We start from the raw sequence: 14,242 nt of genomic DNA, 5'->3' as shown, positions 1-14,242 counted from the left end.
AACGCTGCTATTCTGTAATCATACATACCGAACTAATTAATAAGATCATGCACTAATTTTTTTCTATAAATAGACATGATCACATTTACTTCCCTCCTACAGTTTAACCAGAACAATTTCATGAGGCTTTGTATATTTTTTATCTTTAATCAAGCCATGAATATGTCAAATACTGCTCCCAAATCAACGGTTTAGACAATAGCATACTATGCGATCTCATGGGAATGCTATCAAGCAAATTTGCCTAATTCTCTTTGACTCGTAGTTATCTGCTGATGCGGCTTTTAGTATGTTTAGACTGGTAGCGGAAACACTGCTAGATGCACAAAATTAGTTGTTTAACTAGTCATCAATACAGCATTTGCCGATAATGATAGACTCTTGATTCAAGAAAATTTGTCCCCCTTGAGAGGGGAGTTCTAAAATTTTTATTAGATAAAATGTGCTGTAATCAAGAAAAAAGCGATCGCTTTCGATGAAGCTACAAGCGATCGCCCCTATGCTAACTACCCCACACTATCCATAACTGGATGGAAGTAGAAGGCAAACCCTAATACTGTGTAGGCAGCTAATAAAAGCGTGCCTTCCAACCAGTTAGACTTACCATCAGAACTAATACTATTTGCAATCAGCACAGACACAGCCACAGCTACCAATTCAAAGGGTTTGAAATCCAAATCCATTGGCTGGCCGAATATCCATCCCGCTACCACTAACACAGGAGCGACAAACAGGGCAATCTGCATACTCGATCCCACAGCCACGGAAACGGAAAGATCCATTTTATCTTTCATGGCTACTGTGACGGCTGTAGCGTGTTCAGCAGCATTACCCACAATAGGAACTAAAATTACCCCTGTAAATAGTGCCGTCAAACCTAGCTGAGATGTCGCCACCTCTAGAGAATCAACCAGTATTTCTGACTCAAATGCCACTAGTAGGGTACATACTAACAGCACGCCAACCCACAGGGCAATATTTGGTTTGGCATGATTTTCTTCTGCCTCTGCCTCTGCAACACCTACATCATATAAATAAGTGTGTGTTTTCATAGAAAATAGCAGCGTTAGGGCATAAACCAGGATTAACACGATCGCAACAGCAATAGATAGGTATTGTAGAGTTTGTGGAGTAATTCCTTTAGCCGTATAGTTCATGGCTGTGGGTAGCAGAATTGCAATCACCGCCAAATTCATCGAAGCAGCATTTACCCGCGCCACAATTGGTTGAAATGTCTGTTCTTTGTAGCGCAGTCCTCCCAAAAGCATCGAAAGACCCATCACTAGTAGTAAGTTACTAATAATTGATCCTGTAATACTGGCTTTGACTACATCTATTAACCCAGCCTTTAAAGCTACTAGAGCAATAATCAATTCTGTAGCATTGCCAAAAGTAGCATTTAACAAGCCCCCCAATGACGGCCCAACTACTACGGCAATTTCTTCTGTAGCTGTACCCATCCAAGCTGCTAAAGGCAGAATCGCTAGCCCAGCTGTAATGAAAACTATCAACTCTCCCCACTCCAAAAAGTGGGCTGCTAAGGAAACCGGAATAAACAATAACAAAACGAAAAGAAGAATGTTTTTACCTGACATTTTTTACCTTAATTTGAGGGTATCCTATGCGAGTCTTGAGTCACCAAACTTCTAGCCTCTCTACGAGCGGCTCTGACTTTGCGCTTAGCTTAGAGTTCTCGCTGAGACTTGAGGAGCCAGCACTGTAGGGGGGAAGCCCCCTTGGGGTGACTGGTGTTGCTGAGTAAAGTATGAAAGTTATGAGTCTTAAGTTGCACAAAGTTTTTAATTCATAACTCATAACTCATAACTCATAATTCAGCAGTCCAACAGCACTCTCATAGGATACTCTCAACCATCTTTCGTTCCATTCAGAGATTCTACTGTTTTCAGACTTATGCTAGATATATAAAATAAGATTGCAATTTATGATGTTTTCGCAATCTTTTGTTGCAAAAGTATGAATTTCAGCCAAAATTCTACATCAAAAATGGGGTTTAATGTATTAAAAGACAATTAAATTGTGATTGCCCCTGCCAACAAGAAAACCCCTAACCAAGGCGTTGTTTAATGGCTTATGATTTCATGCCTTTGGGGAAAGGTCTCTCTTGCAAAGTTCCTTTAAGTTGGCAGAGTCCTTCGGGTTCGGCAGTCCACTCGGCGGCAGAGCCGCACGTGTGGCTGCACTCACCGCCCAACGGACTTTGCGCTGTGCGATAACGCAGATTTCCGATCATCCTAAGACCCCTTCCACGGAAATTTGTCTAAATCCCATAGTTGTCATATATACCGGATTTTGTATCGAAACTGTTGTAGAAAGGTTTACGCACAACATTTCCGACGCAACTGTAAGTTTTTTGTTTTGGATAATATATACATGACTTCTGCTGCTGAAATGCCGGCTAGCTCTGGCTCAACATTCACGTTACATTCAGATTCTCAAAACACTCAGCAAACCGATCCCCTGAGAACGGCAACTGGTGTTTATGTGACGGTGCATGGTCATTTTTACCAGCCACCGCGGGAAAATCCTTATCTAGACGCTATTGAACGCCAACCAAGTGCGACACCTTTCCATGACTGGAATGAGCGGATTCATTGGGAATGCTACCGTCCGAATGCTTTTGCCAGAGTGTTAAATGACCGTGGCGAAGTAGTGGGGATCGTGAATAACTATGAGTACTTCAGCTTCAACATCGGGCCGACGCTGATGTCGTGGCTAGAGCGCTACGATGTGGAGGTTTATCAGCGGATTTTAGAGGCAGATGCCAAGAGTTCACAACGTTTGCATGGTCACGGTAATGCGATCGCGCAGGTATACAATCACATCATCATGCCCCTGGCGAATGAACGCGACAAATACACCCAAATTCGCTGGGGCAAAGAAGACTTCCGTTCTCGCTTCGGGCGTGATCCCGAAGGTATGTGGCTAGCAGAAACTGGTGTAGATTACGCCACTCTAGAAGCTCTTGTGGCTGAGGGTATACGCTTCATTATCCTTGCACCATCTCAAGCACTGCGCTGTCGTCTCCTACCCACCCAAGATGATCCCAATCCTGAATGGTACGAAGTTGGTGGTAGTCAGATTGATCCCACACGTCCCTACCGCTGTTATTTGAAGCCTACACTCAGTAATTCATCTTCACCTCTGAGTGCGATCCCCGCTAGTAATGGCAAGACTGACGGCTCTGTGTCTTCTCACAAAGAAGAACTACCTTATATAGATATATTTTTCTACGATGGCCCAATATCGCGGGATATGGGTTTTAGTGATGTTGTCTATAATTCCAGCCACTTTGCAGGACGCATTGGTTCAGCGGTGCGTGGGGATCATCGTCCAGCACAATTGATTTCTGTAGCGACGGATGGAGAAACCTTCGGACATCATAAGAAGGGAACCGAGAAAACATTAGCCTACTCTTTTATTAAAGAGTTTCCGCAGCACGGTTGGACAGTCACGAACTTCGCCCACTACCTCAGCTTAAATTCTCCTACTTGGGAAGTTGAATTAAAGCCAGTTACTGCCTGGAGTTGCGCTCACGGTGTTGGCAGATGGGAAGATGATTGTGGTTGCGGTGGGGAAGGGGGTGTTTGGCATCAGAAATGGCGTCGTCCTTTGCGCGATGCCTTAGATTGGCTGCGGGATCAGATAACAGAGGTATATGAGGAACACGGCAGGCAGTTATTTCGTGATCCCTGGCAAGCACGGGATGAATATATTCATGTGGTGCGCGATCGCTCTCCTGCCAATGTCAGCCGTTTCCTTACCCGTCATCAAACCCACAAACTAACAGCAGCAGAACAAGTAGATGCCTTGCGCTTGCTGGAAATGCAGCGCCATGCTTTGTTGATGTACACCAGTTGCGGCTGGTTTTTTGAAGAACTTTCTCGCCCAGAAGGAACGCAGATTCTGCGCTACGCCGCCCGTGCTTTGGAACTGGCGGGAGATGTCGCTGGTGTGCAGTTAGAAAAAGGCTTCCTCAAACGTCTTGGTTTAGCTCCCAGCAATGTCGATGACTTCAAACATGGTGCAGAAATTTATCGCCAGTTAGTGTTAACTGCTCAAGTTGGTTTCAAGCAAGTAGCAGCCCATTACGCCATTACTTCTCTGTTTAACAATCAGGGATCAACGCTCAACGCTCAACACGCTGCTCAACCCTCGCTTCCGCTAACAACAATAAATACTCATACAAAACGAGTTTATTGTTACACCGCCAATGAGCTAGATTACCAACTGCAACGCATGGGATCGCTGAGTCTCGTAGTAGGGCATTTAAAGTTAGTATCAGAAATTACTTGGGAAAGCGAGCATTTAGTATTTGCTGTTCTACATTTGGGAGGCTGGGATTTCCACTGCTGTATTCAAAAATTTGCTGGACGGCGTGACTACAGTCAATTAAAAGAAAAGCTGTTTAGAGCGCTGCAACAGGCTAGTGCGGCTCATACCATCTTGGTGATGACGCAGCTATTCGGGGATCAAGCTTTCAGCTTGCAAAATCTCTTTGCTGAAGAACGCCACCGGATTATGCGGCTGTTAAGTCAGGAAACACTGACACGTTTAGGACAGCTTTATACCCAGGCATACCGTGATAATTATGGTGTGATCATGGCGTTTCATCGGGATGAAATCACAGTGCCGCAAGAATTGCAAGTAGCCGCAGAGATAGCTTTAGGACATCGCTGTCTGGCAACATTGCGATCGCTTGAGCAAGACATCACCGAACCGCAAATGAGTTGGAATCACATAGTAGAATTAGAGGCGATCGCCACCGAAGCAAAACATCTGCGTTGTCGGTTGAATATTCCTGAAGCGAAGCAGATATTAGAACAGTTGATTATGCGCTTGCTTTGGCAAATGTTGCATGATGCCAATGGCAGTTTCGATGCAGATATCCAACAGTTGGAAAGGTTGATTGATGTAGGGTATCAGCTAAATCTGGGCGTTTCTCTAGAGCGATCCCAAGAACTATACTTTAGCTGTCTGCACAGTCAAATAATACCGTTGTGTGCCACTAGTCTTGCTAATGAAGACGATACTAATCAGTGTCGTCAGTTGTTCAAATTGGGGCAGAAGTTAGCTGTTGATGTCAGCATGATTTTTAATAAGTTGGGTTAGGATTTGCACCAACAATAACTTTTGTAGAGACGTTGCAGTGCAACGTCTCTACCCCTATTCAACCTGGGGAGCGATCATCGCAATGGTAAGGATAAAGCCATTCACATTTGAAGAGTCCACGAGTATGTTTCTCAAAAAATGTTCCAGCGTGGTGTTTGGGTGATATATCAATCCCAGCTTTAGTTTTTATCTCATATAACTTAGGGAAGGCTGCTATGAAAACAGCTACAACAGCAAGTAGCCATAAGGAAACGGTTTTTAGTTTAAGAAGTCTTGAATAACTGCTGTTGAAGTTTTGCGACATAAATCTTAATAAAACTAAAAATTTATTTTAACCTAAAGCTGAAAATAGCGTCTGAAGCGGGTATCAATATTGTCTGTTTTCTGCTGATTACAGGTGAAGCAAAGAGTGTGCAAGTTGCTGAGATCATTTTGCCCACCACGGGCAAGAGGGATGATATGGTCGATAGTAAGATTAGTTTCTGAAGTTATTTTTCCACAGCTTTGGCATTGGTATTTGTCGCGTTGGAAAACATATTGTCTCACTTCGGAAGGGATGCGAATACGTGGAGTTTTACTCATGGATTACTCTCATTAATCATACTGCGAAGGTCATCAAGAGGTGATTTTACCTCAGCAATTTCGGTTGTTTCGTTAAATTCTGGTTCATCAGGGCAAAATTCTAAAGTGACTTTGATTCTGACTTTTCCTTTTTGCTAACCATTGCCATTAAATCTCAATATTTAAGTTTCTATACCCTGATTCAACCATCTCACAAAGAAATAGTATTAGACTTTATTTACTCTTTTATTTTTGCAGTAGAAAGTTCGTAGTTAGCATTTTAGCGCCAACTACAAGCTGTATACAGATAATTATGCAAAATCATCTGTATTTATCTGCGACTAATACTAAACCTCTGCTAAAATATCTGAAATCACAAAGCCATTGCTAGGAAAGCTGCTATCAATATCTATTGAATCAATAGTAATATCTATAAAATCTGCATTACCTATTTCAGGCAATAAATGGTCATACAACTGCATCGCTTGCAAACAACTGTTGATAGCAAAAACGGCTGAATTATATGCCTCAATCTTTTGCTCAACAGCACTTAATAATCTTCGATTATTAGTAATCTTCTCTTCAGCTTCTTGTTCCAGCATTTTCTCTAAATAAGCACGTGCATAAGGATATTGTTGCAAAATTACATCTGCTTGTTGAACTGCCATTGGTAGTAGCTGAGTTTTGAGAGTTTGGTTAATGATTTGGCGGAAAGATTTGCGAATAGTTTGGGATACCTTTGGCTCAAAATCCAACTTTAATAACTGCCTAATTGCTGGTTCTGCTTCTATTACACTTTCAGCATCATAACCTTGAGAAGTTTGTAGCAAAGTCTGACGAAATTGATATATAGAAAAAGTTCCTTCATCGTAAAATCTGGGACTTTCTCGCACGAAGCGATCGCACTCTACACTAGCTGCACTAACTAATGATTGAGTAACTTGTTTTTCTATAGTTTTGATTGTTTGTTCAATTCCACCGTCATCACCTAACAAACGATACAATTGACGATAATATTCTGACTTGCGAATCTTTTCGATTAACCGCTGGAAAAAATTAACAACAAGTTGCTGAGAAGACTCAATTAAAATATCTTCTAATTGATTCGCTAAATAATAAAATGCCTCTACTAAAATGGCAATGAAAGGTGCAGTAGCATTGCGAGGATGGCTGAGGGTTGCGCGTCGATAAGCGTAAGCAACAGAAAAAGTGTCTAACAATTCATCTAAACGGCGAATCATTCGTGCTTGTAGTTGCCGAAAATCTGCTTCAAAAGCCTCACAAGAATTATTAATTAATTGATTAACTTCTTCTGTGATGTGCTGGCTAAAGTCTTTACCAACTTGCTGTAGTTGCTGATTTAAGCGCTGCAACTCTTGCACCTTCATTGTTTCAATTTCTCGTGGCTGGCTATCTAAATCTCGTTGCGTACTTTGATAATGTTTTTTGAGTTTAATACAAACGTCTTCCAAGTCATCAGCAAGATTTTTAAATAATTGTGGACGTTTTTCTTCGGTAAGATAACGAGTGATAGCTGTGCGAAATTCCTCAATTCCGCTATCTTCAATTAACTTTTCTATAATTTCATTTCCCCAATCTCCAAGAATCCGTGTATAATTTTGATTTGGGGTTTCAAAACCGTTAACAGAGACACGAAATTTAGTAGAAGCAAGCTTGCCTGAATTTACACAATAGTTGTTAAATGCATAGACAAATTGTGGAATTTCTTCTTTACCATCTAATCCTTTGACACTTTCGGCAAAGAGAGAATCTAAACCAAATCTATCGTGTTTATTTGTCTGTTTAATCTGACTACCGTAAAAGCCTAATAATCCACTAGTTTTATAAACTCTATTTGTATCACGAAACTGCCCATTAATTAAATCATCTAATCTTTGCCTTAGTTGGGCATTAAACCAAGTTTCATCGATGCGGTTGAAGATATAGAAAACGCGATCGCGTATACCCCCATTCTCCCGCATCGTTTCTAAAAGTGTCGTTTCTTCCTTTGCCAAGTCACCCGCCGCCGCAGGTTTCAGCACACATACCACGGCTGAAGTATCAGGATGTTGAATTTTGTCATAAGTTAACTGTGCATCCTTCTCTACTGGTGCATCTATACCAGGTGTGTCAATAATTACATTTCCATCTTGCAATAAGCGATGATTGCAGTAGTAATCAATTCGTTTCAATACAGCGCTATTGCTACCACGACGCGCATATCCAGCAGCTTCCTTAAGATTGGAAAAGTTAAATTGTTCCATTGAATATGTAGCATTATTCACCGTGTGAATGCGATCGCGGTTTGCTATATATCCCTCTACCAACAACATTAACGCCTTCGCCTGTTTTGCACGTTCTGATTTATTCTCACCACCCTCCTGCTGGATAATCGCTTCACAACCTTGACGTAGCAAGTTAATTACATCGACTTGATTGATATTAGCTACTGTCTTAAATCCTAATTGCTGACACAAAGAAGCTACTTGTTCTCGAATTTCTGCTTCACTCAAAAACGTTAAAACAACACGTTCTTGATCTACTTGTGCATACTCAATTCTGCATTCTGTACCTGTAGCGTGTCCCTCAGCACTATATAGTAATTCCCTCTCTAACAGGGCATTAATTAGCATAGACTTAAGTAGGTAGGCACCGAAATTTTCTACTATGTAACAAAATCTTAAGTTGATAATCTAGAGCTAAATTTTACACGATGTGTGTTGTGATTGTTTTTTTTTCCTCTAGCTTGAACACCATTGATGACGGCGTAAGCGAGATCTAGCTCATCATCAAATGCTTGCCCGGATAACTCATCTTTCTTGAGATGTTGCCATTCCAATTCAATTGGATTCATTTCTGAGCAATATTTCGGGAGAAAAAAGATGTACAAACCCTGACTTTCCCATTTTTTCCACAATTGTTGAACTTCTTGGCAGCGATGTATTGGCCCGTTATCTTGCACAATCACGCTGATACGTCCAGTTTCTTGGGCTTGTTTGGCTTCTTTCTCCATCATTTCTATATAAGATTTACGGTCAACACCACCGATAACTAAACCGTAAACAAAACTGATTAAAGGTTGGAGAAGCCCGATAATACTTAATCTGCGACCACGGCGTTTAGTCTGTTCTAACCGTTTTTGCTCACCTCTAAAGTAATATGTATAACTAGGTTCGCTCCACATACAGAACCCTGACTCGTCTAGGTATTTCAGGTCTATTTCACCAGTGGCAGCAGCTAATTCCAACATGTCTAGGTCTGCTTGCTTGTTTGCTCGTGCTACTGGGTCTTGTTTTCCTTTATGGCTTTTCCTTGTCCGTTTCCAATCGACCCCCTTTTTTTGAGTACCCGTCTTAATCTGTCGGCACTCATCTCAACGTTGCGTTCTGTTTTCAACTTCAAAGCTAACTGAGAACTATTGTATGTGCGTGGCTCGTTTCTGAGGCATTCTTCTAAAAATATCATGTCATCCTCAAGCCACTTTGGTTTCCCCCCTCGCCCAGGAGATTCCCAAAGCCCTTCTGTGCCCAGTTTTTGCCATTGATGCAAAACTTTTGTGACTGTTTTTTTGTGACAATCAAAGTGATCTGCTATCTTCTCTACATACCAACCATGTGCATTTAGCCTGATTATTTCCGCCCTGTCTTTGACTTTCTGTGGTACATCCTGTTTTCTCAGATTTAGTAAAGTTTGGTCTTGCTCAGGAGTCAGAAATACCCTTAAACGCGCACCCATACACCAACTACCTTGTAGATGCATTATCAGTCTTTACATATCTTAACATAGCTGACTTTTTTGGCACCTACCTACTTACCCGCGCTAAATGCACCTGCAAACACAATCTCAAACTTTGGAGAAATTGCTTTACCAAGAGAAGTTTGTACAGGTGTAATGTCTTGCGAACGTAGCGTTGGTTCTTGTTGTAAAAGTTGTAATAGACTTGTCCGAAAATTCCAAAGCCAGACTGTTCAAAGCTTTGGGGCAAAACTTTGATATCTTCGTAAATACGTAATTATAAGGCTTTGAGATAGTTAGTGATAATTTAGAGGCATAAAAATTAACTCCTAATTTCTAAAAATTTATGATTTTTGCTACTAGCTAAGTTGGCAGAACTAAGCTACCAATTCTTAACCTAACTAATCCGCAAACTGTTAAAATAATCTGCTCATACGTCTCAAGCTTTAAGCGAAATCTTTGTGAGGCTATGCGGAATATTTTAAGTAATCGAATCAAATGTTCAATGAATATCCGATTACTAGATAAAGCCTTATTTTCATCTTTTTGCTGTTGAGTTAATTCTCGTTTTGGTTTCTTTTTATGAGGAGTAGTGATATTCTCACCTCCTTGAAAGCCTTTATCACCTGAAAAGGGTTGAGATTTATCAAATTTATTTTGAGATTGACGAAACAATTTTATATCTGCTGTTGGCCCAGGAACACCTACTTCTACCTCTACAATATCTTTGCCTTCTGGTATGCCAATTATCAGACTTTTTAATGTATGTTGTCTCTTCTTTCCAGAAAAATATTTCTGTTGCTCTTTTTGGTCAGAATCCCTATATATTGGCTGTTCTAAGCTATCGACTAATAGCCTAAAATTTGTTAATACTTCTTGAACAAATAGTAAATCACTTTCATTATTTGATACTTGTTCTAATAAACTAGCAGGTAATATATCACGAAGAATTGGTATCCAGTCGTGAAATGTATCATTAGCTTCGGTTTTGGAAACACCAAATAGCATTCCTAATACTTGGAATGTTGGCATCTGTCTTAGATAAAATAGACATAAACATACTTGTTCTTCGGTTGATAACTTTTCGGGACGACCACCACCAGCCGCATTAATTCTAATTTTATGACTCTCTTGTTTAGCTTTGATGTATCGATTTCGTTTTAAGGCGCAATTTAGCAGTGATTGCAATTGTTCGTAACTAATCCCTAAAATCTGTTTTGTTCGTAGTGGATACTTTTGTATATAATCTAAAATCATAACTAATTGTGGAAAATGGTAGACGCCCAATCTAACGTTTTACCATTTTTCTTTTCCTAAGTTAATATTTCGGACAAGTTTAATATAGACTCAACTTGCTCTTTCAGATTTTTGCACTGAGGTAGCACGTTTGACATACTTAGCACCCAAAAATATTACCGTATATTTTATTAATATTTACAGATGTAGCGGTTGAGTGTTATTACTGATAAAAATCTTGCACTTTTAACAATGAAAGTATTTGCTATCCGACTAAAACCTAACGAGGATTTAAGACAAAGTTTAAAAAACTTTGCCAATCAAGAAAATATCAAAGCAGGGTTTATATTAAGTGCGATCGGTAGTTTGCAACAAGCAACAATTCGCTTTGCTAATCAAGATGTTAGTACAGTATTAACTGATAAATTTGAGGTTATATCTCTCAACGGTACAATAGCAACCACAGGTGTACATTTACACATTGCTATTTCTGATAACAAAGGTAAAACTCTTGGTGGACATCTTGATAATGGATGCATTATTTATACAACTGCTGAAATAATTATTGGTACTAGCCAAGAATTTACTTTTAATAGAACTTTTGACGGGCAAACAGGTTACTTAGAACTAGAAATAACTAGGAATTATTTATAAATTTAGTTGGCTAACTTTAGAGATTTTCAAAAAAATTATCGAGTAATGGCGTGGCAAGGCTAAAATGTTGCATTAGAATCACCTGTTTATTGGGTTTCAAAAATCGGATAAAGATGTTTAAGTTTGACACGAGCATCATCAGTAGTAAAGCGCCAAATGACTTTACTTGCGGTGCAGTTGCGTTCTTGTTGCCAAGCCAATAGCACTAACTCAGGCAACTTGAAACTTCTTAGTTTTCTATCCCCATCCAATTTTCATAATCCCCTTTTTAAAGTCCGCATAAGCGGACTTTATTTGTTTACTCTAAACTTCCAGTTGCCTCTATTCATCAATTTCTCCGAGACACCCCCATCAAGAGCGCACTACTGTGGGGGAGGATGCTTGAGTGTCAGTTTAGCGGCGTCGAGCCGCTAAACTGACAATCTCTGTGGACACGAAACCAGTAGACCCGTTGCGCGTCGGATCAACTGAACTTTAGAAGCAGTAAACTGCCCCAATCGTTTCCAATCAAAATCGGAAACACTAATTTGACGAGTGGTGTCGCCACTCACCCATCCAATACTGATTCGTTTTGCCATCTCTGCTTTGACCAAATCCCCCTTTCTGAATCCATGTCGCGTGGTTGTTCCGCCATATTTACGGGGTACATTCCCAATAGAAGGAACCATCAAGTGAAGCTGTCTTCTTGAAATAGGTGGACGACGAACAATCACAAACGGTGCAGAAGTGAGATTCGCGTCCTGACGGTTCAGACAACAGTCGAACTGCCTTGATCCGCAAATCGGTGTAGACCCATTCTGCTCTACCTTCTTCGACCCAACGTTCGGCGCGTTGAAGTTTTGTTGGCATTGCAGGACTATGATCTGGATTGAGAACTGAAATTCGTTGCATAAGTTGTTAGAGAGATAATCCCAAAACTTAATGTCTCTTAGCTCAATGCTTACGGTGTGTCCGAGCCTAAACCTCGCTGGATAAGATTCCATCCCCTCACAAATAACCCAGTCGAGAGAAGTAACTGGTAGTGTCTGATCCGTAAACATCTGCTGAGCTATTCGCAGCTACGGTCGGGTTATCTCCGACCACTCCCCCACCTCAGCCTAAGCTAGGTGGGGGTCATTGAAACTCTTGCAATGCCCCTAACTTGGCAATTCCTGGCCAAATCATAGCTACTGCCATCACTACAACAATTGTGCCAATTCCACCACCAACAACAGAAAGTACTGGGCCAAAAAAGGCGGCTGTTAAGCCTGACTCAAAGCCGCCTAACTCATTTGAGGCACTAATAAATACACTGTTGATAGCTGCAACCCGACCACGTAAATGATCAGGAGTTCTAATTTGAACCAAAGTATGGCGAATCACAACGCTAATACTATCTAGTGCGCCGCCGAGTGTCAGCATCAGCATAGACAGCCAAAACCAACGCGAAAGCCCAAAGATAATTGTCACAATGCCAAAGCCAACCACTGACCATAATAAGGCTGGGCCGGCTTTGCGTAACGGTGGCAGATATGCCAAGGTAACTGCCATAATCAACGCACCAATAGAATGGGCTGCTTGGAGATATCCCAACTCTACTGGCCCTACGTGCAGAATATCTTTGGCAAAGATAGGTAATAGTGCGATCGCACCCCCCAACAATACTGCAAACATATCCAATGTTATGGCTGCTAAAATCAACTGATTTTGCCAAACAAATTTAGCACCAGCCGCCAGTGCTTTAAATGAAAGTGGCTCGGTTGAGCGAGTAGTTTTTTTCTCTTTAATTGCTACCGTTAAAATAAAACACAGCAAAGCTGCGATCGCAGCTAAAACATATACTCCTGTAGCACTTCCCAGAAGTGCAATCCCAAATCCGCCCAAGGCTGGCCCAATGACTGCGGCCAACTGAAAGCTACTGCTATTCCAAGTGGCTGCATTTGTAAAAGCGCTGACTGGTATCAATTGCCACATCAAAGCATCACTGGCAGGCTTCGAGAATGCCCTGGCAACACCTGTTAATACCAAACAGGCGTAGATTAGAAAAACTGCACCTTTAGTAAAGGAAAGCACCGCTAAAGCCAATGAGCAGAGGGCTAGCAGCAGCACTGATAGCAACATCGTAAGTTTGCGAGCACGGCGATCGGCGACATCTCCAGCAATCAAGGTGAGGGCGATCATGGGCAGTACTTGCGCTAATCCTACGCCACCTAACACTAAAGCTGAGCTAGTACGCTCATAGAGTTCCCAGCCAATCGCTACAGTCTGCATTTGCGACCCCGTGAACAGCAGCAGACGACCAATCGTAAATAAGCGATAGTCGCGAAATCTCAGGGCTGCAAAAGGATCGTGTTGTGCAACCTCACTGTTTGGGGGAGTTGAGTTCTGTTTGCTCGAAGACATTCTTTAGTAGAGCTAAAACTTCTTCAATGTGAGAAATTTCCTCGGCTGTCAGACCTTTGAGCAGGTCACCAATATGAGCGCGAGTATGATCGAGGGCTTGTTGAAGATGATACTTACCCTCATCCGTGAGATTGAGGACTATTCGTCGTCGCTCTTGGGGATGATGAGAGCGTTGCACTAAGTTGCGTTGTACCAACCGTTCTGTAGTGGCTGATGCTGTGGCAGAGGTGATACCCAAATGATCTGCCAGATCAGATAAAGAAGCACCAGGATTACGGTTAATAAATGCTAGCGATCGCAACTGAGGTATAGACAGAAAAGCGGCTTTGTGAGCGCGCATCTCAGCTCGGATAAACCGCATTATTAATGGAACTGTATCCATTACTCTTGCGGCACATTCTTCGGATGTTGCACCTTTAACGGGTTTATCCAAGGTCATGGGATGGTTATTCTCCTAATTACGTCGGTCACCTGTGGATCAAATCGTCCACGAATGATGACCAAGCTGATTAACGTTAATAAGAGAATTGTACAATCCAGACCA

General features: G+C 41.5%; 14 protein-coding genes. 2 read left to right on the top strand and 12 right to left on the bottom strand.

Features of this window, described 5'->3' with window-relative positions; translation table 11 throughout:
- Nucleotides 1–506 precede the first annotated feature (506 nt).
- Nucleotides 507–1,595 carry a calcium/proton exchanger gene (gene cax, locus WKK05_RS07665; RefSeq protein ID WP_341529156.1) on the bottom strand — a complete coding sequence of 363 codons (1,089 nt, stop codon included), beginning with the start codon at nucleotides 1,593–1,595 and terminating at the stop codon, nucleotides 507–509.
- Between the two features lie 494 nt (nucleotides 1,596–2,089).
- Nucleotides 2,090–2,251: a hypothetical protein gene (locus WKK05_RS07660; protein ID WP_341529155.1), complete on the bottom strand. Its 162-nt coding sequence runs from the start codon at nucleotides 2,249–2,251 to the stop codon at nucleotides 2,090–2,092.
- Nucleotides 2,252–2,391: 140 nt separating this feature from the next.
- On the opposite strand from WKK05_RS07660, the gene WKK05_RS07655 reads away from it, so the two are divergent.
- On the top strand, nucleotides 2,392–5,130 hold the full coding sequence (locus WKK05_RS07655; RefSeq protein ID WP_341529154.1) for a DUF3536 domain-containing protein: 2,739 nt from the start codon (nucleotides 2,392–2,394) through the stop codon (nucleotides 5,128–5,130).
- 58 nt (nucleotides 5,131–5,188) lie between these two features.
- Here the strand turns inward: WKK05_RS07655 and WKK05_RS07650 are convergent, their stop codons facing one another.
- The 5 genes from WKK05_RS07650 to WKK05_RS07630 all read right to left on the bottom strand — a co-directional run bounded on the left by WKK05_RS07650 (nucleotide 5,189) and on the right by WKK05_RS07630 (nucleotide 10,683).
- Nucleotides 5,189–5,434: a hypothetical protein gene (locus WKK05_RS07650; protein ID WP_341529153.1), complete on the bottom strand. Its 246-nt coding sequence runs from the start codon at nucleotides 5,432–5,434 to the stop codon at nucleotides 5,189–5,191.
- A gap of 32 nt (nucleotides 5,435–5,466) precedes the next feature.
- Nucleotides 5,467–5,712 (bottom strand): HNH endonuclease, encoded by a 246-nt coding sequence (locus WKK05_RS07645; RefSeq protein WP_341529152.1) that lies wholly within the window; start codon nucleotides 5,710–5,712, stop codon nucleotides 5,467–5,469.
- A 326-nt stretch (nucleotides 5,713–6,038) separates the two neighbouring features.
- Complete coding sequence (locus tag WKK05_RS07640) at nucleotides 6,039–8,324, bottom strand: dynamin-like GTPase family protein (RefSeq protein WP_341529151.1); 2,286 nt, start codon at nucleotides 8,322–8,324, stop codon at nucleotides 6,039–6,041.
- Nucleotides 8,325–8,371: 47 nt separating this feature from the next.
- Nucleotides 8,372–9,426, bottom strand: a protein-coding gene (locus WKK05_RS07635; RefSeq protein ID WP_341525019.1) for an IS630 family transposase whose coding sequence is annotated in 2 segments (ribosomal slippage) — nucleotides 8,372–9,031 and nucleotides 9,034–9,426 — 1,053 coding nt in all. Because the reading frame shifts where the segments join, the coding sequence is not laid out codon by codon here.
- A gap of 363 nt (nucleotides 9,427–9,789) precedes the next feature.
- On the bottom strand, nucleotides 9,790–10,683 hold the full coding sequence (locus WKK05_RS07630) for a transposase family protein (protein ID WP_341525207.1): 894 nt from the start codon (nucleotides 10,681–10,683) through the stop codon (nucleotides 9,790–9,792).
- Between the two features lie 231 nt (nucleotides 10,684–10,914).
- Here WKK05_RS07630 and WKK05_RS07625 point away from each other — a divergent pair, with 231 nt between their 5' ends.
- Nucleotides 10,915–11,316, top strand: coding sequence for a PPC domain-containing DNA-binding protein (locus WKK05_RS07625; protein WP_341529150.1), 402 nt, complete (start codon nucleotides 10,915–10,917; stop codon nucleotides 11,314–11,316).
- A gap of 86 nt (nucleotides 11,317–11,402) precedes the next feature.
- Here the strand turns inward: WKK05_RS07625 and WKK05_RS07620 are convergent, their stop codons facing one another.
- The 5 genes from WKK05_RS07620 to WKK05_RS07600 all read right to left on the bottom strand — a co-directional run bounded on the left by WKK05_RS07620 (nucleotide 11,403) and on the right by WKK05_RS07600 (nucleotide 14,137).
- Complete coding sequence (locus WKK05_RS07620; RefSeq protein ID WP_341531299.1) at nucleotides 11,403–11,534, bottom strand: hypothetical protein; 132 nt, start codon at nucleotides 11,532–11,534, stop codon at nucleotides 11,403–11,405.
- A gap of 192 nt (nucleotides 11,535–11,726) precedes the next feature.
- On the bottom strand, nucleotides 11,727–11,984 hold the full coding sequence (locus WKK05_RS07615; RefSeq protein WP_341525374.1) for a hypothetical protein: 258 nt from the start codon (nucleotides 11,982–11,984) through the stop codon (nucleotides 11,727–11,729).
- Nucleotides 11,953–12,207: a hypothetical protein gene (locus WKK05_RS07610; protein WP_341525373.1), complete on the bottom strand. Its 255-nt coding sequence runs from the start codon at nucleotides 12,205–12,207 to the stop codon at nucleotides 11,953–11,955. The genes WKK05_RS07615 and WKK05_RS07610 overlap by 32 nt, the downstream gene beginning before the upstream one ends.
- Before the next feature lie 222 nt (nucleotides 12,208–12,429).
- Nucleotides 12,430–13,698, bottom strand: a complete 1,269-nt coding sequence (locus tag WKK05_RS07605) for an MFS transporter (protein WP_341529149.1) — start codon at nucleotides 13,696–13,698, stop codon at nucleotides 12,430–12,432.
- Nucleotides 13,658–14,137, bottom strand: a complete 480-nt coding sequence (locus WKK05_RS07600) for a MarR family transcriptional regulator (RefSeq protein ID WP_341529148.1) — start codon at nucleotides 14,135–14,137, stop codon at nucleotides 13,658–13,660. The genes WKK05_RS07605 and WKK05_RS07600 overlap by 41 nt, the downstream gene beginning before the upstream one ends.
- Between the last annotated feature and the right edge of the window lie 105 nt (nucleotides 14,138–14,242).

This window comes from Nostoc sp. UHCC 0302 (genome assembly GCF_038096175.1).
Lineage (GTDB): Bacteria > Cyanobacteriota > Cyanobacteriia > Cyanobacteriales > Nostocaceae > UHCC-0302.
Note: the sequence above shows the minus strand (reverse complement) of the source record. Positions and strands in the feature narration are given on the sequence as shown.